Source organism: Mesorhizobium sp. M0491 (assembly GCF_040321265.1).
Taxonomy (GTDB): Bacteria; Pseudomonadota; Alphaproteobacteria; order Rhizobiales; family Rhizobiaceae; genus Mesorhizobium.
This window is the reverse complement of the sequence record NZ_JAMYRE010000010.1, coordinates 134,102-159,003: the sequence shown is the minus strand read 5'-3', so window position 1 is coordinate 159,003 and position 24,902 is coordinate 134,102. Positions and strand designations below refer to the sequence as shown.

Sequence of the window (24,902 nt, the reverse complement as noted above, 5' to 3'; positions counted from 1 at the left end):
AAAGGTCCATTATGCTGCTCGTCGACGTCTATCTCGACAAATCGCCTATCCAGGGAATCGGCGTCTTTGCCAAGAACCACATTCCTCGCGGCACTCTGATCTGGAAGCTGGACCCAAGGTTCGATCGGCTCATCGAGGTCGAGACTTATGAGCGCGTGGCCGGCCCGGTGAAGAGCTATCTCGATCGCTACTCCTATCCCGACCGCCGCGATCCGAACTACATCGTCTTCGAAGCCGACGACGCGCGCTATATGAACCATGCCGACGAGCCGAACTGCGACGTCTCCTCACCCGAGGAGAGCTTTGCGCTGCGCGACATCGCGCCTGGCGAAGAGCTGACCTGCAACTACAACCATTTCTTCGAAACGGGCTTCGATTTTCTCGGCGACCGCCACCTGTTATCCGCAGACCCGGTCTAGTTCGCCGTCTTCTTGCGGGCCGGATAGCCGTTTGGATGCGCCGGGATCGCCTTCAGATAGGCGGCGATGGCCGCACGGTCCTGCGGCGTCAGTTCGGCCATGTTCCGCTGGACGTCGACCATGGCGCCGCCGACCGAATCGAAATCGGGCGTGAAGCCGGTTTCGAGATAGTTGGCGATATCTGCCTCCGACCATTCGGCGAGACCGCCCTCGCCTGATGTGATGTTCGGCACGACGCCACTGCCTTCCGCGGCCACGGCGCCCGCCAGCCATTCGTTCTTCTTCGTGCCGCCCGCAAGATCGCGCGGCGTGTGGCATTCGCCGCAATGGCCTGGCCCTTCGACCAGGTAGCGGCCTGATATCACCGGATCAGGCGTGCCTTCGGGGAAGGCAACAACCGGCTGGTCGCTGAGGTAGAGCAATTTCCACAGGCCGATGCCGCGGCGGATATCGAAGGGGAAATCGAGCGAATTGCCCGGCGCCTTGCCGGCGACGGCCGGCAACGTCTTCAAGAAGGCATAGAGATCGCCAATGTCGGCCGGATTCATGCGCGCGTAGGATGCATAGGGAAACGCCGGATAAAAATGCTCACCAGAAGGCGACACGCCCTTCAGCATGGCATTGGCGAGGTCCTCGACAGACCATGCGCCGATACCGTCCTTGGGATCTTGCGAAATGTTGGGCGGCACGAAGGTTCCGAAGGGCGTCTTGAGTTCGAGGCCCCCAACGAGCTGAAGCCGCGTGTCGCCCTGTGAGCCCGGCTTTGCATGGCAGGATGTGCAACCGCCGGCATAAAAGATGCGCTTGCCCTTGGCAGCGTCGCCAGGACCGAGCTTGGCCAGAGTTTCCCTGTCGAGCCTCACCGGCGCCGACAGGACCCACCCGGCAACCGCGCCGACGCCGCCCAGAATGACGACGGCGCCGACAAGTTTTTTCAGCCACGCCATGGCTGGTGATCAGCCCTTCTTGATTCTGTAGCCTTGATGGCAGGTGCCGCAATCGGAGCCGATAGCGCCGACTTGCGCCTTCAGCGCGTCGGCATCGGCGGGAGCCGCAGCGACCGCAGCCTTGACGTCGGCGAGATATTTGTCCTCCGCTGCCTTGAAGCCAGCCATGTCTTCCCAGATCTTCGGCGAGGCCGTGGTGTCGCCGGTGTCGCTGCCGGCCGGGAACAGCGCATCGGCATCGAATTTGTCGGCATTCGCCTGCAGCGCCTGAAGTTGCGTCAACACAGCCGCCGCATCAAAGGGTTCCTCGCCCTTGACCACTTTCGACAGGCCGCCGACGATCTTTCCGCGTTCCTTCATCAGTGCCTGCCGATCGAGGATCGGGTCGGCAAAAGCCGCCGAGGCCGCGAGTGCGAGCATAGAGATGGCGATAACAAGCTTTCTCATTCAATTGGCTCCATGATGAAGGCATTTCGGGACAGGACGTTAACGGATGCATCAGGGGGAAAATTCCCTTCCCCCTGATGATTTTTGCCAGACCTTTGTTGTTACGGGAATCTCGACGCAGAAAAAGAAAAGCCCCGCTCGATGAACTGCCCCCCGAAAGTTGGGCATCAACCTTCGGGGGAGCAGTTCATCGCGCGGGGCTTCTCTACGATCGATCAGGACATCAAACGCGCTGTGTTCAAGCGGACTCGAACGACGCGGTTTGAGTCTTTGTTTTCGTGCATGTCGTTATCCCAAAACCGCTGCGCACTTTTGGGCAACATGCATCAGGCCTTTTCGTACAATTCGAGGACATGGTCCCAGTTGATCAGGCTATCGACGAACGCCTCGAGATATTTCGGCCGGGCGTTGCGATAGTCGATGTAATAGGAGTGCTCCCAGACATCGACGCCAAGGATCGGCGACGCGCCATGAACGAGCGGGTTCTCGCCGTTCGGCGTCTTCGAGATCGCCAGCTTGCCATCCTTGACCGAGACCCAGGCCCAGCCGGAACCGAACTGAGTCGTGCCGGCGGCAATGAAGTCGGCCTTGAACTTGTCATAGCCACCAAGATCGCTATCGACTGCCTTCTGCAAGGCGCCCGGCAGCTTGTTGCCGCCGCCGCCTTTCTTCATCCACTTCCAGAAATGGATATGGTTGTAGTGCTGGGCAGCATTGTTGAAGAGGCCGGCATTCTTGCCGAACGACTGCTTGACCACCTCTTCGACCGACAGATCACCCAAGCCGGCCTCGGCGGCGAGCTTGTTTCCGTTATCGACATACGCCTTGTGGTGCTTGTCGTGGTGATATTCCAGCGTCTCTTTCGACATGTAAGGCTGCAAGGCCTCATAGTCGTAAGGCAGAGCGGGCAATTCAAAGGCCATGGATAGTACTCCCTCGTGGAAAAATCCGGTGTCGATACCGGAGTAAGATAGGTCTGGAATGGATTGGGACAACTCCGGAAGAAGCGTCGGTCGCCTTTTTATCCGCTCAAGCAGGGGAAGTCGAATGCGCCCAAGCCCAATAGAGTTCGCGCGCCTTTTTGGCCACCGGCCCGGGTTGCAGATTGCGATCCTCGATACGCGTGACCGGCACCACCTTGGAATGGTTCCCGGTCGAAAAAATTTCGTCCGCTTCGAGGAAATCTCGCACCGACAGCGTCTTTTCCGTGGTCCTGAAGCCATATTCGCCGAGCAGCGTTATCGTGCGCGAGCGGGTGATGCCGGACAGGAAGGTGCCGTTCGGCGCAGGCGTAAAGACGTGACCGTCCTTGACCAGGAAGATGTTCGAGGTTCCGGTCTCGGCGACGTTGCCCAGCATGTCGAGCACCATTGCGTTGTCGAAGCCGCGCATCTTGGCTTCGAGAATGGCCCGACCGTTGTTGGGGTAAAGGCAGCCGGCCTTGGCGTTGGTCGGCATGGTTTCGATGGTCGGACGCCGGAACGGCGACACGGTCACCGAAAAGCCAGTCGCCGGAATCATCGGTGATTCATAGAGGCAAAGGCAGAAGCGGGTCGAGGCGGGATCGGCCGGCACGCCCATATAGCCGCCATGCTCGGCCCAGTACATCGGCCTGATATAGACCGCCGTCTTGCCGTCGAACTTCTTCAACCCATCCCATGTCAGCCCGACGATCTTGTCGGCGCTCATGTTCGGCTTCAGGCCGAGCGCGATCGCCGAGGAATTCACCCTGGCGGCATGGAGGTCGAGATCCGGCGCCACGCCTTCGAACCAGCGGCCACCGTCGAACACGCTAGTGCCGAGCCACATGGCGTGGCTGCGCGGCCCCAGAATGGCGACGTTGCCCTCGTGCCAATCACCATCGACGAAAGTCCATGTCGCGGATTGCGCCGCAGCCGCCAGTGTCATCGTGTCGTCCCGCCTCAATCGGTCTCGTGTGACGGCCATTGGAAGATGCTTTGGCGGGCGCCGTCAACCGGCATCATGGAGTTTTGTTGAGGCCAGTGCCGGGGCGCAATGCAATCAAAGCTTGCACCTTGTCGCACCTGCCCTCAAAACTGTTGTCATGCAATACGCCGCCTATGTCTTCGACGCCTATGGCACGCTGTTCGACGTGCATGCCGCCGTGCGCCGTCATGCAGACCGGATCGGGCCGGACGGCCAATTGTTGTCCGAGATCTGGCGCGCCAAGCAGCTCGAATATTCCTGGGTGCGCACGCTGATGGGCGCCTATGCCGATTTCTGGCAACTGACCGAACAGGCGCTCGATTTCGCCTTGCGCAAGGTTCCCTCGGCCGACCCCGGTCTCAAGGCGATATTGCTGGATGCCTACTGGCGGCTGGATTGCTATCCGGAAGTGCCGGCCGTGCTCAAGGCGCTCAAGGCTTCGGGAGCGAGGCTGGCGATTCTGTCAAACGGTTCGCCCGAAATGCTGCAGGCAGCGGTCAAATCCGCCGCGCTCGACCAGGTTCTGGATGACATCTATTCCGTCGACAGGGTGCGGCGCTTCAAGACCGATCCGGCTGTCTACGATATGGTCGCCACCGGCTGGCGCCTCTACCCCGGCGCGGTTTCCTTCCAGTCCTCCAACCGCTGGGATATTGCAGGCGCCACCAAATTCGGCTTTCGCACGGTGTGGATCAACCGTTCCAACCAGCCCGAAGAATACCAGGATTTCCCACCGGCCCTTATCCTGCCGTCGCTCGAAGCCCTTGTGCCCGGCAGCTAGGAGACCTGTGTCTCTGGCGCCACAGTAGCGGCTCGGTCACAGCTTCGCCTTTGTTTGCCCACGTTCGGGCCAGAATCGGAACCGCCTATCGGCCCAGGTGTTGTCAGGCACCCCGCGGAACTGTCGGCGAATTCACGCTTTGTTGCGATTTGAGACTTAAAGAAGGCAACCATGTCCATAACCGAAATCGAATCTTTTCGCCTGAGCCGTCGCGGCTTTCTCAACGCCGCAGCCCTGGGCGCCGCTTCGATCGCGGTTTCCGCATGCGCCACTACCGGGCCGGGCCCGGTCGAGCCGCCGCCGCCAGCCTATGTCGAACCGCCCCTGACCGATTATGTGACGATGTACGCGGCAGTCAGCGACGGCGGCTTCGATTTGCCGGCCATCCCCGTCGACAAGATCGATCCGCAGTTCCTGCGTCAGATCGTTCCCGACCCGACGGGACAGAAGCCGGGAACCATAGTCGTCGATACCACCGGCCACTTCCTTTATCTGGTTCGTCCAGGCGGTCAGGCGATACGCTACGGCGTCGGCCTTGGCCGCGCCGGTTTCGAATGGTCCGGCGACGCCGTCGTTCAGTGGAAGCAGAAATGGCCAAAGTGGACGCCGCCGGACGAAATGATAGCCCGCCAGCCGGAATTGAAGCCCTACAGCGCCGACAATGGCGGCATGCCCGGCGGCCTGAAGAACCCGCTCGGCGCACGCGCGCTCTATCTGTTCCAGGGCAATGTCGACACGCTCTATCGTCTGCACGGCTCGCCTGAATGGCGGTCGATCGGCAAGTCGGTATCGTCAGGCTGCGTGCGTCTGATGAACCAGGACATTATCGACCTCTATGATCGCGTGCCCTCGAAGACGCCGGTCGTCGTGACCAGCGACGCCAGCCAACCCATGGTGGCGACGGCCAACCGACAGGCGATCCCGATCGACGCCGGCGTGCCGGACGGTTCGGTGCTACTTGGACCGGTCAAGGCGATTACCAATTCGATCTTCTGAGCAGGCGAAGGGGCGGCGGTTACGACGCTCCTTCACCGGATTGTCTCTCTGAAACGGAACCGATTCTGCATCGGCGGAGACCGGTCTGTCGCGTGGCGGCCCACTGCGATATTCTGTGGTGATGAAACTCAGCCAGAGCATACGGTTCTGCACGTCCGAGGACGGTACCCGCATCGCTGTCGCATCATGCGGGGAAGGCAAGGTGATCGTTCGGGCGGCGCACTGGCTGAGCCATGTCGATTATGATCTCGAAAGCCCGGTTTGGCGGCCATGGCTCCAGGCCCTTTCGGCCCACAACCAGTTTGTGCGCTACGATCCACGCGGTTGCGGTCTGTCGGATCGCCATGTCGCCGACCTCTCGATCGAAGCGTGGCACGCAGACCTGGACGCCGTGACGGCGACCATCGAGCAGCCAAGTTTCGTTCTGCTCGGTCTTTCGCAAGGCGGCGCTCTCAGCATCGCCTATGCGCTGCGGCATCCTGAGCGGGTGTCGCATCTGGTGCTGCTGAATGCCTACGGCCAGGGTGCGAGAGTTCGAGCGCAGACCGAGGCCGAGCGTTTGGAAGCCGAAACACTCGTCAATTTCGTGCGCATTGGCTGGGGACGCGAAAATCCTGCGTTCTGCCAGTTCTTCACCAATCTTTTCATTCCCAACGGGACACAAGAACAGCACCGCTGGTGGGGCGATCTTGAGCGCGTGACGGCAAGCGCCGACGTAGCCGCCCGCCTGCTCTGGCAGATGCAGGGGATCGACGTCCTCGACCTCGCGGTGAAACTCCGCGTCCCGACGTTGATCGCGCACAGCCGCGGGGACATGCGCGTGCCGTTCGATGAAGGCTGCAAGCTTGCCGCAGCGATCCCTGGAGCGCGCTTCCTGCCGCTTGAAAGCAAGAATCATGTTCTCCTGCCGACCGAGCCAGCCTGGAAGGTGTTCCAGGATGAACTCGATGCCTTCCTCGGACATGAGCGGCCCAGGCAGCCGCGCGCAATCCGAGAGGCCGGCCTGACACCTGCCGAGGCGGCGCTTCTGGATCTGGTCAAACAGGGGCTGGACAACCGCGCGATCGCGCAGCGCTTGAGCAAGAGCGTGAAGACCGTGCGCAATCAACTGTCGATGATTTTCAGCAAGCTCGGCGTCCACAGCCGATCGCAGGCAATCGTGATGACGCTGTCCGACAGAGAGCGAGCGCCCCAGCCCGATTGAGTTCCTCGCAGACCACAAATAAGGGACTTCTGTCCCTATTTGCATTCGCTTTCACTTCCCCCACGGGACTGCTGCATCATGCCCATCATCAGAGGGGGTCTCATCCTCGGAATCGGCGGAGCGACAAGCCGTCGTCCGAAGATCAGGAGGAACCCGACATGACGCAACTCAATGAAACCAGGCTCAATGAATTGGTAGGCCGCGTTCTGGGCGACCTTGGTGGTGCGGTCAGCGTGCCGTTGGTTCGGATCGGAGATGCGCTGGGTCTCTACAAAACGCTCAAGGAAATCGGCCCTGCGAAGGCCAACGAACTTGCCGATGCTGCAGGATGCGCGCGTCGCTACGTTCGCGAATGGCTGTCGGCGCAGGCGGCGTCCGGCTACGTGCACTATGAACATGGACGGTTTTCGCTGACGCCCGAGCAGTCATTCGTATTTGCCGAACCCGACAGCCCGGTCCATCTGATTGGCGGTTTCGACACCGCGGCTGCTATGGTCGAGAACCAGCCAAAAGTGGAATCGGCTTTCAGGACCGGGCGAGGCGTTGCCTGGGGCGATCAGGCAGGGTGTCTGTTTTGCGCCGTGTCACGTCTGTTTCGGCCGGGTTATGTCAATGCCCTGGTGAAGGACTGGCTGCCGGCGCTTGACGGTGTCGTCGCCACGTTGAAGGCAGGGGCATCGGTGGCCGACGTTGGGTGTGGGCACGGTCTGTCGACGATCCTAATGGCGCAGGCCTTCCCCGCCTCCCGCTTCATAGGTTACGACTTCCATCCGGCCTCGATTGCCGCCGCGACCGCGCATGCCCGGTCGTACGGACTGACGAACCTGAATTTCGAGGTCGGCCGGGCGCAAGATTTTGGCGGGCGTGGCTTCGATCTGATCACCTGCTTCGACTGCCTGCACGATATGGGCGACCCAAAGGCCGCGGCGGTGCATATTCGCAAATCGCTAAAAGAGGGCGGCACCTGGATGATCGTCGAACCCATGGCGGGAGATACTCTGGAGGAAAATATCAATCCGGTCGGACGGCTGTACTACTCGGCCTCGACGATGATCTGCGTTCCCACATCACTGGCACAGGAGACGGGCCTCGCGCTCGGAGCTCAAGCAGGAGAGAACCGGCTGACGGAAGTGATCCGGTCGGGTGGGTTCTCTCGTGTCCGGCGGGCTGCCCAGACCCCACTCAACATGGTGCTCGAAGCGACCTGACGCAGAAAAGGTCGGTTCGGGCCCTCCTCGAACCGGCCAACCAACGTCTGTCCGCCAAAACCGGCTCAATGCCGCCTATCCGATGCGGCTTCAAGCCACGGGCATTTCGCCAAAGCGGATGCCTCTGCCTCAGATCCGAAGCTCACCGCCCCCTGGAAAGACTGCCCAATATCCCGCGCACGATTGCCCTTCCGACCGACGAGCCGACCGAGCGCACCACCGACTTGATCGCCGCCTCGGCCACCGTCTGGCGGTTGGACGGGCGCGGTGCAGATGTGCGCCTGCCACCCGATTGCGGCGCGGGATCGTCATTGCCGAAGCCCGGAATGGTCCAGCGCGAGCCGCCGCTGCCGGCCTGCTGGGCCTGCTCTTCGGCATCCTGCGCGTCCTTGGCCTTTTTTTGCAGCATTTCGAAAGCCGATTCGCGGTCGACGGCCTGATCGTACTGGCCGGCGACCGGGCTTTCCTGGATCAGCTTTTGCCGCTCAGCGGCAGTTATGGGTCCAAGCCGCGAGGATGGCGGGCGGATAAGCGTCCGCTGCACCATGGACGGAACACCCTTGGCCTCCAGCGTCGAGACCAGCGCTTCGCCTGTGGCAAGCTGGGTAATGGCGGTCATGCAGTCAAAATCGGGATTTGGCCGAAACGTCTCGGCTGCCGTCCGGACTGCCTGCTGCTCACGCGGCGTATAGGCGCGCAGCGCGTGCTGGACGCGATTGCCGAGCTGGGCCAGGACTTTTTCAGGGATATCCAAAGGGTTCTGCGTGACGAAATAGACGCCGACGCCTTTCGAGCGGATCAGTCGGACCACTTGTTCGACGCGATCGATCAGCACCTTGGGTGCTTCGTCGAACAGAAGATGCGCCTCGTCGAAAAAGAACACCAGCTTCGGCTTGTCGGGGTCGCCGACTTCCGGCAGCACCTCGAACAGTTCCGACATCAGCCATAGCAGGAAGGTCGCGTAGAGCCGCGGATTCATCATCAGCTTGTCGGCGGCAAGCACGCTGATGGCCCCGCGTCCGTCGCGGGTGGTGCGCATGATATCGGCGATACGCAGTGCCGGTTCGCCGAAGAAGTTCGCCGCGCCCTGCTGCTCCAGGACCAGCAGCGTGCGCTGGATAGCCCCGACCGATGGCTTCGTCACATTGCCGTAGCGTGAGCCGATCTCGTCGGCGCGCTCGGCGATGTTGGCCAAGAGCGCCTGCAGATCCTTCATGTCGAGCAGCAGCAGGCCTTCCTCGTCAGCCAGGCGGAAGGCGATGTTCATGATGCCTTCCTGCGCCTCGGTCAGGTTCATCAGGCGCGATAGCAACAACGGCCCCATTTCCGAGACCGTGGCGCGGATCGGATGACCCTGTTCGCCGAACAAGTCCCAGAAGATGACGGGGAATTCCTGGAAGTCATAAGGATCGAGCTTGACCTGTTCGGCCCGCTTGACGAGGAAATCCTGTGCCGTGCCCATCATCGCGATGCCCGACAGATCCCCCTTGATGTCGGCGCAGAACACAGGCACGCCGGCGTTGGAAAATCCTTCGGCCAGGATCTGCAAGGTGACTGTCTTGCCGGTACCGGTGGCGCCCGTCACCAGGCCATGACGATTCCCATATTGCAGCAACAGCTGCTCGGCACGCTGATAGCTGTCGTCGGGCTTGCGGCTGGCGCCGATGAAAATACTGCTGTCGTCAGCCATATGCACGGTCTCCGCAAACTGATGTGTCTAAAGCCAGGGGCCTTGCCGCAGGTATAGTGAGGCCATTGGACAGCGACAATGCCATTCGTCCAAATCGGGGCCATTCGTCCAAATCCGGGCCATTCGTCCAAATCACCCCATTCTTTCAAGTCGGGTTTTTGGAGCTTGCGGATTTTGCCGCTGTTTGGCAATCGTCGTCCTCGCGGACTGACCTATATCTGATGGATCGAATCCGGTCTCTGAAAGCGCATTGCATTGCGATATCGGACCGGGGACCGTAGACTGAACCACTCCCGGCCGGTGCGGCCGCATGAAACGAGGAGGACGGATGGGCGCCGGAGCCTTGATCCAGGACGTGGAACCCGAAAACATCGAGCGCCAGCGATGGCTCGCCTTGGCGGAAAAGGCTTTGGCAGGCGCTTCCTTCGAGGAAAGGCTGGTCTCGCACAGCGACGACAACATCCGTATCGAACCGCTCTACGACCGCAGCACCGCGGCGGAACCGATCGTGTGCGCAAACCCGAAATCGCCATGGATCGTCAGCCAGCGAATCGACGATCCCGACACCAACCGCGCCAGAAGCCAAGCGCTGGAGGATGTGGCACAGGGTGCCACGGGATTGTCGCTGGTCTTCGAGGGGGCGCCGAACGCGTTCGGATACGGCTTGCCGAGAACGGCGGAGGCGTTGGAGGCGGTGCTGGACGGCATACCGCTCAACCGCATCCAGGTTCGCATCGACGCCCATCCCTGGAGCCGCGCCGTGGCCGACTGGCTGGTCGCTTTCCTGAGCAAGCGGCGGTCGGACCCGGCAAAGCTCAACCTCTCCTTCGGCATCGATCCAGCGGCGATCTTCGCGGGAACCGGTCGGCTGCGCATGTCGATCGAGGCGCTGCAGGCCTCCATGCCGCAGTCGCTGGCGCATTTCTTCGCGATGGGCGTTCCGGGCGTGCTGCTGGAAGCTGACGGGCGCGTGTTCCACAATGCCGGCGCCACGGAAGCGCAGGAGCTTGGCATCATGCTGGCTTCGGCTGTCTCCTACCTCAGAATGTTCGAGACGGCGCGGCAGCCGCTTGTCTATGCCGCACCTCATATCGGTTTTGCACTCAGCGTCGACCAGGACCAGTTGCTGTCGATAGCCAAGATGCGGGCGCTGCGCAGGCTCTGGGCGCGGGTGCAGGAGGCTTGTTCGATCCCGACATCCACGGCCAGTATCCATGCCGAGACGTCGTTTCGCATGATGACGGCGATGGACCCGGAGACCAACATCCTGCGCACCACCATTGCATGCTTTGCTGCGGCGTGCGGCGGCGCCGATTCGATCTCCATCCTGCCGCACACGATCGCGCATGGTCTGCCGGCGGGTTTTGCACGTCGTGTTGCCCGCAACACGCAGCTGATCATGGCCAATGAAAGCCATATCGATCATGTCGCCGATCCCGCCTATGGTTCCGGCGCTGTCGAGGCGCTGACCATGGAATTGTGCGAGCTGGCCTGGGCGGAATTGCAGACGATCGAAGCCGAGGGCGGTGTCCTGTCCAGCCTTCAGGACGGACACATCCAGAAGCGCGTCCACGCAGCGGCGGAGCAGCGCAATGCAGCCTACCGCACAGGTGAACGGGCCATCATCGGCACCACGCTCTATCCATCAAAAGACGAACGCCCGGTCGAGACGCTGGCGGCGGAACGGCGACCGGCCTTCACCGAAGGCGTTGCCGTCTGCGAGCCGCTGTTTCCAGTCCGCATCGACCAATCGATCGGAGCCGGCTCTTGATCCCGGACTTCGGCCAGATCGGCTGGATCCCGCCACGCCGCACGCCTGTCGAGGTCAAAGGCCAGCGGACCACGCCGGAAGGGCTCATTGCCAAGCATCTGTACAATCAAAGCGATCTCAAGGGGCTGCCGCATCTCGACACCTATCCCGGCCTGCCGCCCTTCGTGCGCGGCCCCTACCCGACCATGTATGTCCAGCAGCCCTGGACGATCCGGCAATATGCCGGTTTCTCGACGGCCGAAGATTCCAACGCTTTTTACCGACGCAACCTTGCCGCCGGCCAGAAAGGGTTGTCGGTCGCCTTCGATCTCGCCACGCATCGCGGCTATGACAGCGATCATCCGCGCGTTGCCGGCGATGTCGGCATGGCGGGCGTCGCCATCGATTCCATCCTCGACATGCGGCAGCTCTTCGACGGCATTCCGCTCGACGAGATGACGGTATCGATGACGATGAACGGCGCGGTGCTGCCGATCATGGCGCTTTACATCGTCGCTGCGGAAGAACAAGGCGTTGCGCAGAAGGATCTCGCCGGGACCATTCAGAACGACATTTTGAAGGAATTCATGGTCCGCAACACCTACATCTATCCGCCGAAACCTTCGATGCGGATCGTGTCGGACATCTTCTCATACACATCGAAGAACATGCCGAAGTTCAATTCGATATCGATCTCCGGCTATCACATGCAGGAGGCCGGCGCGACGGCCGACCTTGAGCTCGCCTACACGATCGCCGATGGCATCGAGTATGCCCGCGCCGGCGTCGCGGCGGGCCTCGACATCGACCGCTTTGCGCCTCGCCTGTCCTTCTTCTGGGCCATCGGCATGAATTTCTTCATGGAAGTCGCCAAGCTGCGGGCTGCGCGCCTGTTGTGGGCGACCCTGATGCAGAAGAATTTTTCGCCCAGGGACGAGCGCTCGCTGTCGCTGCGCACCCATTGCCAGACTTCTGGCTGGTCGCTGACGGCGCAGGATCCCTACAACAACATCATCCGCACCATGATCGAGGCGATGGCTGCAACGCAGGGCCATACCCAGTCGCTGCACACCAATTCCTTCGACGAGGCGATGGCGCTGCCGACCGACCATTCGGCGCGGATCGCCCGCAACACGCAGCTCATCCTGCAAAAGGAATCCGGCACCACGCGCATCATCGACCCGTGGGGCGGTTCGGCCTATCTCGAACGGCTGACGCATGATCTGGCGGCGCGCGCCCTTGCCCATATCGAGGAGGTCGAGGCGCTCGGCGGCATGGCCGCTGCGACCGAACAGGGCATACCCAAGCTGCGCATCGAGGAAGCCGCCGCACGCACGCAGGCGCGCATCGATTCCGGTGAGCAGATGCTGGTCGGCGTCAATGCCCATCGGCCCGAGTCCGACATCGAGGTCGACGTGCTGAAGATCGACAATGCCGAAGTCAGGGCGCGGCAATTGTCGAAGCTGCAACGGCTGAAGGGCACGCGCGACGTCGCCGCCGTCGAAAGCGCGCTCGATGCGCTGACCCGTGCCGCGCAAGGCAATGAAAACCTGCTGGAATTCGCCATCCGAGCCGCGCGCGCCAATGCCACGGTCGGCGAGATTTCATTCGCGTTGGAAAGGGCGTTTGGGCGCCACGTCGCCACGGTGCAGACCATTTCCGGGGTCTATCGCAAGGCGCTTGGCGATCATCCCGTGGTCGAGGGTCTGCAGGACAAGCTTGACGCCTTCGAGAAGAAGACCGGCGGCAAGCCGCGCATCCTGGTCGCCAAGATGGGTCAGGACGGCCACGACCGTGGCCAGAAGGTCATCGCCACGGCCTTCGCCGATCTCGGCTTCGACGTCACCGTCGGCGCGATGTTCCAGACACCGGATGAGATCGCCAGGCTGGCGGTCGCACAGGACGTCCACATCGTCGGCGCCTCGTCGCTGGCGGCGGGACATCTGACGCTGATCCCCGAACTACGTGACGCGCTGAAAAAGCTCGGCCGCGGCGACATGCTGATCGTCGCCGGCGGCGTCATCCCGCCGCAAGACTATGACGCGGTGCGGCAGGCGGGAGCTGCCGAGATCTTCCCGCCGGGCACGGTCATACCGAAAGCAGCGGATCGTTTGTTGGACCGGCTGCTGGCTTGACATTCAACGCTTGTCGTTATAATCACTGTTGCAACAGCATATAGAGTGTCTCCTCCTGCACGGCTAGTGGACTTGAGCGTTAACTCAAGTCCACTAGCCGTGCAGGAGGAGACTGAAGGAGGTCACAAATGAACATTACCGTACGCAAAATCGGCAATTCCGAAGGCGTGATTTTGCCCCGGGAAATGCTTGACCGGCTAAATGTTCGAGCAGGGGATACGCTTGTTGCCGCCGAGAACGCAGGCGAGCTTCGGCTTCGTCGGCTTGCGAGCGATCCTGAAGAATTTGAGAACAAAATGAAGGTAGCTCGCGAACGGATGAAAAAATATGAAGTTGCTTATCGCGCACTAGCGAAGTGAGTCAGCATCATTCGCGAGAATTTGTCGAGGCGCTTCACACTGAGCAATTGCGCCTTCACGGTGGCGCGCCGGGCATCCGCGATGAGGGTATGCTGGAATCGGCGCTCCACCGGCCGCAACAGAGAGAGAGCTATGGAGAGCCCGATCTCTGCGAATTAGCATCGGCGTATCTCTTCGGTATCGCCAAGAACCATCCCTTCGTTGACGGCAACAAACGCACTGCTTTTGCCGCAGCAGACTTGTTTCTCTACTTCAACGGGTTGAGCATTGAAGCCGATCCTGCGGATATCATCCAGTTGGTTATGATGGTTGCCGCCAGCGAGATCGATGAAGCCGGTGCAGCCGCTTTCTTCCGCGACCATGTCGTCAAGCTTGAAGACTAGCCATCGGAAAGCTTGACGATTTCCCATTCCTTGCCGTTGACGCTGGCCAAGTCGCCGACCTTCTTGCCGAACAGGGCGACAGCCATCGGTGACACATGGGAAATCGTGCCCTTGGCCGGATCGGCCTCGTCCTCGCCGACGATCTTCCAGTGCACCTTCCTGCCGTCATTGCTCTCGATCGTGACGCCCATGCCGAAGCGCACAAGGTTACTGCCCGGCTCCGGTACGGAGAGTTCGGCGCTTTCACGCCGGGCGGTCCAATAGCGCAGGTCGCGCGACACGACCGCGATGCGCTCGCGGTCGGCTTTGCGTTCGGCCTTCGCCAAGATATCGCGCAGATCGGCGAGATTGTCCTCAATCTGCGTCAGGCCGCGTTCTGTCACCAGATTGCGATGGTGGCTGACTGGCCGTTCACCGACGCCGGCGATGGCATTTTCGCTGTCTTCCTCGCGCGTGAAAGCTCTGCTCATTTCCTGAACTTAGGCCCGCAGAAGCTGCTCGACAAGCCATTGTCGCGCGCTCGGCAGGAGAGACAGAACGGCTGGCACGATTCCTGCGATAAGCAGGCTTGAACGCTGGGATTCTGTGCCGATGTTGAACAGACGAACGCTGCTGACCGGGACCGCCGGCTTGCCGTCATGGGGCTTGCGCTTGGCAAGGCGGTGGCCGCAAACCTGACTGGCATCGAGAAAGCCTCGATCCGCGGCTCGATCAATGCCACCGACCTCGGCGTGCAGCCCGGCACATCAGACGATCAGAGCAAGGCCTTCGCCAAACTCCTGCGTGACGCAAACAGCCGCGACATGCCGATATTCCTGCCGCCCGGCACCTATGTCGTCTCCAATCTTTCGCTGCCCGGCCGCGTGCGTCTTTCCGGCGTGCCGGGCGCGACGCGCATCGTTTACGGCGGTGACGGCCACCTGTTCATGGCCGAACAGGCCGACCATATCGAACTTAGCGGTCTGGTCTTCGATGGTTCGAACCGCACGATGGGCGATTACACGCAAGGGCTGCTCGATCTGCGCCGTATCGCGCACCTCGCCATCGACAATTGCCAGATCACCGGCAGCGGCAAGAACGGACTGGCGCTGGAACATGCGGCGGGCGGGGTCGAGCGCAGCGAGATATCGGGTGCCGCCGATGCCGGCATTTACTCGGTCGAGGCTGGCGGGCTGTCTATCACGGGCAACACCGTCTCCGATTGCGCCAATGGCGGCATCCTCGTGCACCGCTGGCAGGCGGCGGAAGACGGCACCATGGTCACCGGCAACCGCGTCCAACGGATCCAGGCACGCGGCGGCGGAACCGGGCAGAACGGCAACGGCATCAATGCCTTTCGCGCCGGCAATGTCGTCATCTCGGGCAACATCGTCTCGGACTGCGCCTTCTCGGCGATCCGGGCCAACAGCGCCAGCAACCTGCAGATATCGGGCAACACCTGCTCGCGCTCGGGCGAAACGGCGGTCTATTCCGAATTCTCGTTCGAAGGCGCCATCATCAGCAACAACATCGTCGACGGTGCCGCCAACGGCATCTCGATCGTCAATTTCAACGAAGGCGGCCGCATGGGCGTCTGCTCGGGCAACATTGTGCGCAATCTGTCGACCAGCGGCCCCTACCCCGCCGACTCGCCAGGGTTTGGCGTTGGCATCGGCGTCGAAGCCGACACAACCGTTTCCAACAACGTCATCGAGAACACGCCGCTCTATGGCATGCAGATCGGCTGGGGCCCGTACCTGCGCAATGTCGTCGCCACCGGCAACATCATTCGCAAGGCCGGAACCGGGATCGTCGTATCCGTGGTCGAGGGCGCCGGTACGGCCATCATTTCAGACAATGTCATCGACGGTGCGCTGAACGGCGCCATTGTCGGCCAGCGCTGGGCCGAACCGGCGACTGGCGATCTCACGTCATCGGACAATACCGGCTATGCGCATCTGACCGTCGAGCGCAATCACGTCAGTTGAGGGCTGCTGTCGGCCTCAGCGCCCCGACCTTGGCACCGTTGCGGTTTTCGATGGGCGTGTTTGCCAATTCGCTCAGCTTGAACGCCAAGGCCTCGTCGGCGCGCAACAGTTTGGCAAGGACGGCGGCAGCCATGGCTTCACCGGCGCGGCCGGCGCCATCGTCGCATTTGAGCGCGATGCCGAGACCGAGCTCCGGAATTGCGGCACAATGGACGCCCTCGGCGCCGCCTTTGGTGAAAATCCGCCCTGGTGCGGCCTGCATCAGCGCGACGTCTTCGCGGCCGCTGCCGGCAACCAAGAAGGGCTCGGCCATGCAGGCGGAAAGCAGCCGCTTTGCAGCCTTGGCTCGCTCTGGGCCAAAACCTGATGTCGTGGCCATGCGGGCAAAGCCGAGCGCGAAGCTCCTGAGCGGCACCGCATAGGTTGGGATCGAACAGCCATCGATGGCTCGCTGGTCCTCACCATGGACAGCGCCCGTGACCGACTGCATGGCATCGCGCACCATCTCCTGCAGGCCGTGTCCCGGCTTGACATAGCCGCGATGTGCAATGCCGGCGTGGACGCAGGTGCAGAGGAAGCCGGAATGCTTGCCGGAACAATTGTTGTGCAATGCGTTCGGCGAGCCGCCGCCGCGGGCGAGTGCAATCTCAGCATCATGATTGGACGGCCAATGCGTGCCGCATTCGAGAGCCGAACCGTCCAGCCCGGCCTTGGCCAGCATGGATCGCGCCAGTTCGACATGGGCCGGCTCGCCCGAATGGGACGCACAGGCAAGCGCCAGTTCGCGGTTGCCGAAACCATAGGCATCGGCCGCCCCGCTTTCGACCAGCGGCAATGCCTGGATCGCCTTGACCGCCGAGCGCGGAAACACCGGCTTGGCCGTGTCGCCGATCTCCCAGACAGGCTTGCCGTCGCCATCGAAGACCGCGACTGAGCCGCGATGCGCGCTCTCGACGATCTCGCCGCGCAACACTTCGATCAGAACCGGATTTGTCATGAACCCTCCCGTAAATGCGGGCGGTTTATCTGATCCGGTCGAGAATGGAAACGTAGTTGGCCACCGCCGCACCGCCCATGTTGAAGATGCCGCCAAGTTTTGCGCCCGGCACCTGGATGCCGCCGGCCTCGCCGACAAGCTGCATGGCGGTCAAGACATGCATGGACACGCCCGTGGCGCCGATCGGATGGCCCTTGGCCTTCAGCCCGCCGGATGGATTGACCGGCAGGCGACCATCCCTAGCCGTTGTGCCGTCCAGCGCCAGCTTGGCCCCCTCTCCCGGCTTGGCAAGGCCCATCGCCTCATATTCAATCAGTTCGGCAATGGTGAAGCAGTCATGCGTTTCGACGAAGGAGAGATCGTCGAGCGTCACGCCGGCGTTCTTGAGCGCCCGGGTCCAGGCCTGTTCGCAGCCTTCGAAGGTCAGGATGTCGCGCTTCGACATCGGCAGGAAATCCTGCACATGCTCGTTGGCGCGGAAGGCAACGGCACGGCGCATCTTCAGTGCCGTCGCGGTGTCGGCGAGGATAAGGGCGGCAGCGCCATCGGAGACCAGCGAGCAGTCGGTGCGCTTCAGAGGACCGGCGACGAAGGGGTTCTTCTCGCTCTCCTGGCGGCAGAACTCATAGCCGAAATCCTTGCGCATCTGCGCATAGGGATTGTCGACGCCGTTCTTGTGGTTCTTGGCGGCAATCATGGCCAGCGCATCCGACTGGTCGCCGTAGCGCTGAAAATAGGCCTGCGCGATCTTGCCGAAGACGCCAGCGAAACCCGCCGGTGTCTCGCCGTCCTCGGGCAGATAGGACGCCTTGAGCAGGTTTTTGCCGATCTCCGGCCCCGGCGTTGTCGTCATCTGCTCCGCGCCGACCACCAGCACGATGCGAGCGGCATTGGCGTCGATGGCACGGATGCCCTGGCGGACCGCCGCCGATCCGGTGGCGCAAGCGTTTTCGACGCGCGTCGCCGGCTTGAAGCGCAGCCGGTCGTCGGCCTGAAGCACCAGGCTGGCGGTGAAATCCTGCGCCGAAAAGCCGGCATTGAAGTGGCCGAGCACGATCTCGTCGACCTCGTCCGGACCAATGCCGGCATGGTCGAGCGCGTCCGTAGCGACCTTGACGATGAGGTTTTCGAGCGTTTCGCCCTCAAGCTTGCCGAAGCGCGAATGCGCCCAGCCAACGATGCATGCGGTCATGGCGGTCTCCATCCTTGGCGCCAGCCTAGCATGTGGGCCACGGCGCATTTCGCCTCTATTGTTCAAATCTAAACAATCCTGCTCGCCTCGTGAAGGGCTGGAACCAGACAATCGCTTGGTACAGGCGACACCAGTGCTGATTTTTTTGTTGATTGACCCGTCAATAAAAAATAATCCTTCTCGAAAGAGATCATTGCAAGATGCCGAAAATCGGAATGGAACCGCTGCGCCGCAAGGCGCTTATCGACGCGACGATCTCGGCGATCGGCGAGCGCGGCTCGCTCGACGTGACCATGTCCGAAATCGCCGGGCGCGCAGGGGTTTCGTCGGCCCTTGCCCATCACTATTTCGGCGCCAAGGACGAGCTGCTGCTGGCAACGATGCGCCACATCCTGGCCGAACTGACCGCCGACACGTTGCGCGCCCTTGGTTCGGCCAACACCGCGCGCGAGCGCGTCTCGGCGGTGGTCGCCGTCAATTTCTCCGACATCCAGTTCCAGCCGGAAACCATCGCCGCCTGGCTCGCCTTCTATGTCGAGGCGCAGAAATCATCGGCGTTGCGCCGACTGCTCAGGGTCTATGCGCGGCGACTGCATTCGAACCTGATGAGCGGGCTTGTCGGTATCTTGCCCAGAGCCGAAGCCGACCGCGCCGCCGAAGCGACAGCGGCGATGATCGACGGGCTCTACATCAGGCGGGCGCTGAAGGACGGCGTGCCTGATGCCGCGACCGCGATCGCGCTGGTCGAGGACTATCTCGAAACAAAACTCGGCGAGCGGCGCAAAAGTGACAATTAAGCGAAATTTTCTGATCGTCATGGTCGACCAGCTCAACGGAACCCTGTTTCCGGACGGCCCGGCGGAGTTTCTGCACACACCGCATCTGAAAGCGTTGGCCGCGCGTTCGGCGCGCTTTGCCAACAACTACACGGCCTCGCCGCTCTGCGCGCCAGGGCGTGCTTCGTTCATGAGCGGACAGTTGCCGTCGCGCACCGGCGTCTATGACAATGCGGCCGAATTCGCCTCATCGATCCCCACCTTTGCCCATCATCTGCGCGCCGCCGGCTACTACACCTGCCTGTCGGGCAAAATGCATTTCGTCGGGCCGGACCAGTTGCACGGTTTCGAGGAGCGGCTGACGACCGACATCTACCCTGCCGATTTCGGCTGGACGCCGGACTACCGCAAGCCCGGCGAGCGTATCGACTGGTGGTATCACAATCTGGGCTCGGTGACCGGCGCCGGCGTTGCCGAGATCACCAACCAGATGGAGTATGACGACGAGGTCGTGTTCCTGGCCACACAGAAGCTCTATCAGCTTTCGCGCGAACAGGACGATGCGAGCCATCGGCCCTGGTGCCTCACCGTCTCGCTGTCGCACCCGCACGATCCCTATGTCGCGCGCAAGCAATATTGGGATCTCTATGAGTATTGCCAGGCGCTGGATCCGGAAACCGGGTTCATCGCGCATGACGAGCAGGATGCGCATTCGCAGCGGCTGTACCACGCCAGCGACTATCCTTCTTTCGAGATCACGCCGGAACAGGTGCGTCGTTCGCGGCAGGGCTATTTCGCCAACATCTCCTATGTCGACGACAAGCTGGGCGAGATCCTGGATGTTCTCGAGCGCACCCGCATGGCCGACGACACAATCATCCTGTTCTGCTCGGACCACGGCGACATGCTCGGCGAGCGCGGCCTGTGGTTCAAGATGAGCTTCTTCGAGGGCTCGGCGCGGGTGCCGCTGATGATTGCGGGCAAGGGTGTGCCGGCCGGGCTGATCGAAACGCCGGTTTCCAATCTCGACGTGGCACCGACGCTTTGCGACCTCGCCGGCATCGACATCGCCGCGATCGCGCCGTGGACCGACGGCCAGTCGCTGCTGCCGCTCACCGAGGGCATTGAGCGCACCGCGCCGGTGTTGATGGAGTATGCCGCCGAAGGGTCCAACGCGCCTTTGGTGGCGATCCGCGACGGCAGATACAAATTCGTCCATTGCGAACTCGATCCGCCGCAACTGTTCGATCTCGAAGCCGATCCGCTCGAACGGGACAATCTGGCCGACGACGCGGCCAATGCGGACCTAGTGGCGGTATTCATGGACAAGGTCCAGGCGCGCTGGGACATGGCCGGCTTCGACGCCGCTGTCCGCGAAAGCCAGGCGCGCCGCTGGGTCGTCTATCCGGCGCTGCGCAACGGCGCCTATTACCCCTGGGATTTCCAGCCGCTGCAAAAAGCGTCCGAGCGTTACATGCGCAATCACATGAACCTAGACAATCTCGAAGAGAGCAAAAGGTATCCGCGAGGCGAATGATGTCAGACCTTCTCGTCCCCTCCCTCGACCATCTCAAGCAGGCCTATGCCGTCACATCCAGGGCGACGCAGATCACGCCGCTGCTGGAATCGACGGCACTGGCCCGCGAGACGGGTGCGGCCCGCGTCTTCATCAAGCCGGAATCGCTGCAATGGGCCGGCTCGTTCAAGGTGCGCGGTGCCTATTGGCGGCTGAAGCAGCTTTCAGCTGACGAAGCGAAGAAGGGCGTCGTCGCCTACTCCTCCGGCAATTTCGCGCAAGGGCTGGCGGCCGCCGGCCAAGCGCTTGCCATTCCGGTCACCATCGTCATGCCGATCGACGCACCGGCCGCCAAGCGCGACGCCACGGCAGGCTATGGCGCTCGTGTCGTGCTGACCGACCACGGCGAGCGCGCACGTGAGGAAGTCGCGGCCGCCAAGGCACGCGAGATCGCCGAGACCGAGGGGCTGGCGCTGCTGCATCCATTCGACGATCCGGAGATCGTCGCCGGCCAGGCGGGCGCCGGCCTCGAAGCGCTCGACCAACTCGAAGCCAAAGGTGCCAGCGCTGATCTTTTGTTCTGCTCGGTCGGCGGCGGCGGACTGATCGGCGGCGTTTCGCTTGCCTTCCACTATCTGTCGCCCGCCACTGAGATCATCGGCGTCGAACCGGAAGGTTTCAACGGCATGGGCTCGTCGCTGGCGCATGGCGCCATCGAGACGATGCCAATCGGGCCGAAATCGATCTGCGACGGACTGATGTCGCGACGGCCAGGCGACGCGCCGTTTGCCGCGGTCAAGACCGCGGGTGTTCGCGGCATCACCGTCGACGACGCGTCTGTCCGCCGGGCGATGCGGATCGCGTTCGAGCGCATGAAGCTGGTGCTCGAACCGTCCGGCGCCGCCTCGCTGGCGGCACTGCTCGGCGGCGAGGTGGATGTGGCGGGCAAAACCGTCCTGGTTGTGGCTACCGGCGGCAATGTCTCGCTCGCCGATTTTATGGCGCATATGAACCATGCTTGAAGCGGATTTCGTCATCATCGGCTCCGGCTCGGCCGGCTCGGCCATGGCCTACCGCCTGTCGGAGGACGGCAAGCATTCGGTCATCGTCATCGAATTCGGCGGGACCGATATCGGGCCGCTGATCCAGATGCCGTCGGCACTGTCGATCCCGCTCAACATGAGCCTCTACGACTGGGGCTTTGCCAGCGAGCCGGAGCCGCATCTCGGCGGCCGCGTGCTGGCGACGCCGCGCGGCAAGGTCATCGGCGGCTCGTCTTCGATCAACGGCATGGTCTATGTGCGCGGCCATGCCCGCGACTTCGACCATTGGGCCGAAGAGGGTGCGGCCGGCTGGAGCTTCGCCGACGTGCTCCCCTATTTCAAGCGCATGGAGGACTCGGATGGCGGCGAGGATGGCTGGCGGGGTCACGGCGGTCCGCTGCATGTGCAGCGCGGCTCGCGCCGCAATCCGCTCTACGGCGCCTTCGTCGAGGCCGGACGCCAGGCCGGGTTCGAGCTGACCGACGACTACAATGGTTCCAAGCAGGAAGGGTTTGGGCCGATGGAGCAGACCATCAGCGGCGGCCGCCGCTGGTCGGCGGCATCAGCCTATCTGAAGCCGGCGCTGAAGCGCAAAAATGTGAGTCTGGTCAAGGGCTTTGCGCGGCGGGTGATCATCGAGAATCAACGCGCCATCGGCGTCGAGATCGAAGCTCACAAAAAGATTCAGGTCGTTAAGGCGCGACGTGAGGTGATCGTCGCCGCCTCGTCGATCAATTCGCCCAAGATCCTGATGCTGTCCGGCATCGGCCCGGCCGAGCATTTGCGCGAAAACGGCATTGCCGTGGTGGCCGACAGACCCGGCGTCGGCCGCAATTTGCAAGACCATATGGAGCTCTACATCCAGCAGGAATCATTGCTGCCGATCACGCTCAATTCGGTGCTGAATCCGTTCTCGAAAGCGCTCATCGGCGCGCAGTGGCTGTTCCTCAAGACCGGGCTTGGCGCCACCAACCATTTCGAAGCGGCGGCCTTCGTGCGCTCGCGCGCCGGCGTCGACTACCCCGATATCCAGTACCATTTCATCCCTGCGGCTGTCCGTTATGACGGCAAGGCGGCGGCCAAGTCGCACGGCTTCCAGGCGCATGTCGGGCCGATGCGCTCGAAGTCGCGCGGCTCTGTGACGCTGCGCTCGCCGGACCCGAAATCGAAGCCGGTGATCCACTTCAACTACATGTCGCATCCCGACGACTGGGCGGAGTTCCGCCACTGCATCCGGCTGACGCGCGAGATCTTCGGCCAGTCGGCGTTCGACCCCTATCGGGGCAAGGAAATATCGCCTGGCAGCCACGTGCAGTCGGACGACGATCTCGACATCTTCATCCGGGATCACGCAGAGAGCGCCTACCATCCTTGCGGCACCTGCAAGATGGGCCGCGCCGACGACATGATGAGTGTCGTCGATCCGGAGTGCCGGGTCATCGGCGTCGACGGCTTGCGGGTCGCCGATTCCTCGATCTTCCCGCGCGTCACCAACGGCAATCTCAATGGGCCCTCGATCATGACCGGCGAGAAGGCATCCGATCACATCCTTGGCCGCACGCCGCTGGCGCCGTCCAACCAGGAACCATGGATCAATACGCGCTGGCAGGCGTCGGACAGATAGAGCATGATCGTGTGACTGCACGATCCGCATGCCGCGAAAGACAATCTGGAGACTTCCATGCGCGCTCAGCCCACGGCATCGCACTATGTCAACGGACGCTACATCGAGGACGAAGGTGGCGCCCCGCTGCCGGTCATCTATCCGGCAACCGGTGAGATCATCGCCATGCTGCGTTCGGCGACGCCGAACGTGCTGGAGCTCGCCGTCGAGGCAGCCCGCGCTGCGCAGCCCGCCTGGGCGCGGCTGAAGCCGGTCGAGCGCGGGCGCATCCTGCGCCGCGCAGCCGACATATTGCGCGCGCGCAACGCCGACCTCGCCCGCATCGAGACATTGGATACCGGCAAGGCTATCCAGGAAACGCTGGTGGCGGACGCCCCTTCGGCAGCGGACTGCCTTGAATATTTCGGCGGTGCGGTTGCTGCCTACAATGGCGAGTCGGTCGATCTCGGCGGACCCTTCGCCTACACAAGGCGCGAAGCGCTCGGCGTCTGTGTCGGCATCGGCGCCTGGAACTACCCGATCCAGATCGCCGGCTGGAAATCGGCACCGGCGCTCGCCATGGGCAATGCCATGGTGTTCAAGCCGTCGGAAAACACGCCGCTGTCGGCGCTGGCGCTGGCCGAGATATACAGCGAGGCCGGGCTGCCCGACGGGCTGTTCAATGTCGTGCAGGGCTATGGCGATGTCGGCGCCGGGCTTGTCGGCCACGATGTCGTCGCCAAGGTCTCGGTGACCGGCTCGGTGCCGACCGGCCGCAAGGTGCTGTCGCTGGCCGGCTCAAAAATGAAGCACGCGACGATGGAGCTCGGCGGCAAGTCGCCGCTGATCGTGTTCGACGATGCCGACATCGAGAACGCCATTGGCGGCGCCATGCTCGGCAATTTCTATTCGACCGGCCAGATCTGTTCCAACGGCACGCGCGTCTTCGTGCAGAGCGGCATCCACGGCCGCTTCGTCGAGCGCCTTGTCGAGCGAACCAAAAAAATCCGCATCGGCGATCCGCTCGATCCCGAAACCCAGATGGGGCCGCTGGTCTCCAAGGCGCAGCACGACAAGGTGGTCGGCTATATCGAAATCGGCAAGCTGGACGGCGCCGTTCTCGCCTGCGGCGGCAACGTGCCTTCACTGCAGGGTTTTCAGGGCGGGTTCTTCGTCGAGCCGACGGTGTTCACCGGCGTCACCGATGGCATGCGTGTCGCTCGTGAGGAAATTTTCGGGCCGGTGATGAGCGTGCTGAAATTCGACGGCGAGGACGAAGTGATCGACCGCGCCAACGACACCGAATTCGGCCTTGCTGCCGGCGTCTTCACCCGCGACCTGCCACGCGCCCACCGCGTCATCGCCGAACTGCAGGCCGGCACCTGCTGGATCAACGCCTACAATCTGACGCCGGTGGAAATCCCCTTCGGCGGCTTCAAGCAGTCAGGCATCGGACGCGAGAATTCGCTGGCAGCGCTGGCTCTCTATTCGCAGCTGAAGTCGATCTATGTCGAGACTGGAGACGTGGCGAGCCCGTATTGA

At 62.4% G+C, this 24,902-nt stretch carries 22 protein-coding genes and 1 pseudogene; 15 read left to right on the top strand and 8 right to left on the bottom strand.

Annotation, left to right across the window (positions count from 1 at the left end; genetic code table 11):
• Positions 1–11: 11 nt before the first annotated feature.
• On the top strand, positions 12–419 hold the full coding sequence (locus tag NKI69_RS15200) for an SET domain-containing protein (RefSeq protein WP_023812784.1): 408 nt from the start codon (positions 12–14) through the stop codon (positions 417–419).
• Here the strand turns inward: NKI69_RS15200 and NKI69_RS15195 are convergent.
• From NKI69_RS15195 to NKI69_RS15180, 4 genes are all read right to left on the bottom strand, one after another.
• The gene (locus tag NKI69_RS15195; protein ID WP_023812783.1) at positions 416–1,366 is read right to left on the bottom strand and encodes a cytochrome c; all 951 of its coding nucleotides are present in this window, start codon (positions 1,364–1,366) and stop codon (positions 416–418) included. The genes NKI69_RS15200 and NKI69_RS15195 overlap by 4 nt on opposite strands.
• 9 nt (positions 1,367–1,375) lie before the next feature.
• Positions 1,376–1,813, bottom strand: coding sequence for a c-type cytochrome (locus NKI69_RS15190; protein WP_023812782.1), 438 nt, complete (start codon positions 1,811–1,813; stop codon positions 1,376–1,378).
• Positions 1,814–2,139: 326 nt separating this feature from the next.
• A complete protein-coding gene (locus NKI69_RS15185) occupies positions 2,140–2,736 on the bottom strand; it encodes a superoxide dismutase (RefSeq protein ID WP_023812781.1) in 597 nt (198 codons plus the stop codon).
• 106 nt (positions 2,737–2,842) lie between these two features.
• Positions 2,843–3,721, bottom strand: a complete 879-nt coding sequence (locus NKI69_RS15180) for a branched-chain amino acid aminotransferase (protein ID WP_023812780.1) — start codon at positions 3,719–3,721, stop codon at positions 2,843–2,845.
• A gap of 157 nt (positions 3,722–3,878) precedes the next feature.
• Here NKI69_RS15180 and NKI69_RS15175 point away from each other — a divergent pair, with 157 nt between their 5' ends.
• From NKI69_RS15175 to NKI69_RS15160, 4 genes are all read left to right on the top strand, one after another.
• Positions 3,879–4,541: a haloacid dehalogenase type II gene (locus tag NKI69_RS15175; protein ID WP_023812779.1), complete on the top strand. Its 663-nt coding sequence runs from the start codon at positions 3,879–3,881 to the stop codon at positions 4,539–4,541.
• Positions 4,542–4,712: 171 nt separating this feature from the next.
• The gene (locus NKI69_RS15170; protein ID WP_023812778.1) at positions 4,713–5,537 is read left to right on the top strand and encodes a L,D-transpeptidase; all 825 of its coding nucleotides are present in this window, start codon (positions 4,713–4,715) and stop codon (positions 5,535–5,537) included.
• Positions 5,538–5,658: 121 nt separating this feature from the next.
• Positions 5,659–6,741: an alpha/beta fold hydrolase gene (locus NKI69_RS15165; protein ID WP_352441365.1), complete on the top strand. Its 1,083-nt coding sequence runs from the start codon at positions 5,659–5,661 to the stop codon at positions 6,739–6,741.
• A gap of 158 nt (positions 6,742–6,899) precedes the next feature.
• Positions 6,900–7,949: a class I SAM-dependent methyltransferase gene (locus NKI69_RS15160; RefSeq protein ID WP_023812776.1), complete on the top strand. Its 1,050-nt coding sequence runs from the start codon at positions 6,900–6,902 to the stop codon at positions 7,947–7,949.
• 142 nt (positions 7,950–8,091) lie between these two features.
• Here NKI69_RS15160 and NKI69_RS15155 read toward each other — a convergent pair whose 3' ends face one another.
• Positions 8,092–9,639 (bottom strand): helicase HerA-like C-terminal domain-containing protein, encoded by a 1,548-nt coding sequence (locus tag NKI69_RS15155; protein WP_023812775.1) that lies wholly within the window; start codon positions 9,637–9,639, stop codon positions 8,092–8,094.
• Between the two features lie 328 nt (positions 9,640–9,967).
• On the opposite strand from NKI69_RS15155, the gene NKI69_RS15150 reads away from it, so the two are divergent.
• From NKI69_RS15150 to NKI69_RS15135, 4 genes are all read left to right on the top strand, one after another.
• Positions 9,968–11,410, top strand: a complete 1,443-nt coding sequence (locus tag NKI69_RS15150) for a methylmalonyl-CoA mutase subunit beta (protein WP_352721829.1) — start codon at positions 9,968–9,970, stop codon at positions 11,408–11,410.
• Positions 11,407–13,524, top strand: coding sequence for a methylmalonyl-CoA mutase (gene scpA / locus NKI69_RS15145; RefSeq protein ID WP_352721827.1), 2,118 nt, complete (start codon positions 11,407–11,409; stop codon positions 13,522–13,524). Before NKI69_RS15150 ends, scpA begins: the two co-directional genes overlap by 4 nt.
• A 128-nt stretch (positions 13,525–13,652) precedes the next feature.
• A complete protein-coding gene (locus NKI69_RS15140) occupies positions 13,653–13,883 on the top strand; it encodes an AbrB/MazE/SpoVT family DNA-binding domain-containing protein (RefSeq protein WP_081734931.1) in 231 nt (76 codons plus the stop codon).
• A complete protein-coding gene (locus NKI69_RS15135) occupies positions 13,880–14,266 on the top strand; it encodes a type II toxin-antitoxin system death-on-curing family toxin (RefSeq protein WP_023812771.1) in 387 nt (128 codons plus the stop codon). Before NKI69_RS15140 ends, NKI69_RS15135 begins: the two co-directional genes overlap by 4 nt.
• Here the strand turns inward: NKI69_RS15135 and greA are convergent.
• Complete coding sequence (gene greA / locus NKI69_RS15130; protein WP_023812770.1) at positions 14,263–14,736, bottom strand: transcription elongation factor GreA; 474 nt, start codon at positions 14,734–14,736, stop codon at positions 14,263–14,265. The genes NKI69_RS15135 and greA overlap by 4 nt on opposite strands.
• Positions 14,737–14,857: 121 nt before the next feature.
• On the opposite strand from greA, the pseudogene NKI69_RS15125 reads away from it, so the two are divergent.
• Positions 14,858–16,233, top strand: a pseudogene (locus tag NKI69_RS15125) (TIGR03808 family TAT-translocated repetitive protein).
• Here NKI69_RS15125 and NKI69_RS15120 read toward each other — a convergent pair.
• Positions 16,226–17,230 carry an asparaginase gene (locus tag NKI69_RS15120; RefSeq protein WP_352721825.1) on the bottom strand — a complete coding sequence of 335 codons (1,005 nt, stop codon included), beginning with the start codon at positions 17,228–17,230 and terminating at the stop codon, positions 16,226–16,228. The pseudogene NKI69_RS15125 and the gene NKI69_RS15120 sit on opposite strands and share 8 nt — an antisense overlap.
• A gap of 25 nt (positions 17,231–17,255) precedes the next feature.
• A complete protein-coding gene (locus tag NKI69_RS15115) occupies positions 17,256–18,422 on the bottom strand; it encodes an acetyl-CoA acetyltransferase (RefSeq protein ID WP_127292472.1) in 1,167 nt (388 codons plus the stop codon).
• Positions 18,423–18,622: 200 nt separating this feature from the next.
• Between NKI69_RS15115 and betI the strand changes: the two genes are divergently transcribed.
• From betI to betB, 5 genes are read left to right on the top strand one after another with little or no spacing between them, the layout of a single operon-like run.
• Positions 18,623–19,219, top strand: a complete 597-nt coding sequence (gene betI / locus NKI69_RS15110; RefSeq protein WP_352441317.1) for a choline-binding transcriptional repressor BetI — start codon at positions 18,623–18,625, stop codon at positions 19,217–19,219.
• Positions 19,209–20,735 (top strand): choline-sulfatase, encoded by a 1,527-nt coding sequence (betC, locus tag NKI69_RS15105; protein WP_352441318.1) that lies wholly within the window; start codon positions 19,209–19,211, stop codon positions 20,733–20,735. Before betI ends, betC begins: the two co-directional genes overlap by 11 nt.
• Positions 20,735–21,736, top strand: a complete 1,002-nt coding sequence (locus NKI69_RS15100) for a threonine/serine dehydratase family protein (RefSeq protein WP_352441319.1) — start codon at positions 20,735–20,737, stop codon at positions 21,734–21,736. Before betC ends, NKI69_RS15100 begins: the two co-directional genes overlap by 1 nt.
• Positions 21,729–23,381 carry a choline dehydrogenase gene (gene betA / locus NKI69_RS15095; RefSeq protein WP_352721822.1) on the top strand — a complete coding sequence of 551 codons (1,653 nt, stop codon included), beginning with the start codon at positions 21,729–21,731 and terminating at the stop codon, positions 23,379–23,381. The genes NKI69_RS15100 and betA overlap by 8 nt, the downstream gene beginning before the upstream one ends.
• A 57-nt stretch (positions 23,382–23,438) precedes the next feature.
• Positions 23,439–24,902, top strand: coding sequence for a betaine-aldehyde dehydrogenase (gene betB, locus NKI69_RS15090; protein WP_128302968.1), 1,464 nt, complete (start codon positions 23,439–23,441; stop codon positions 24,900–24,902).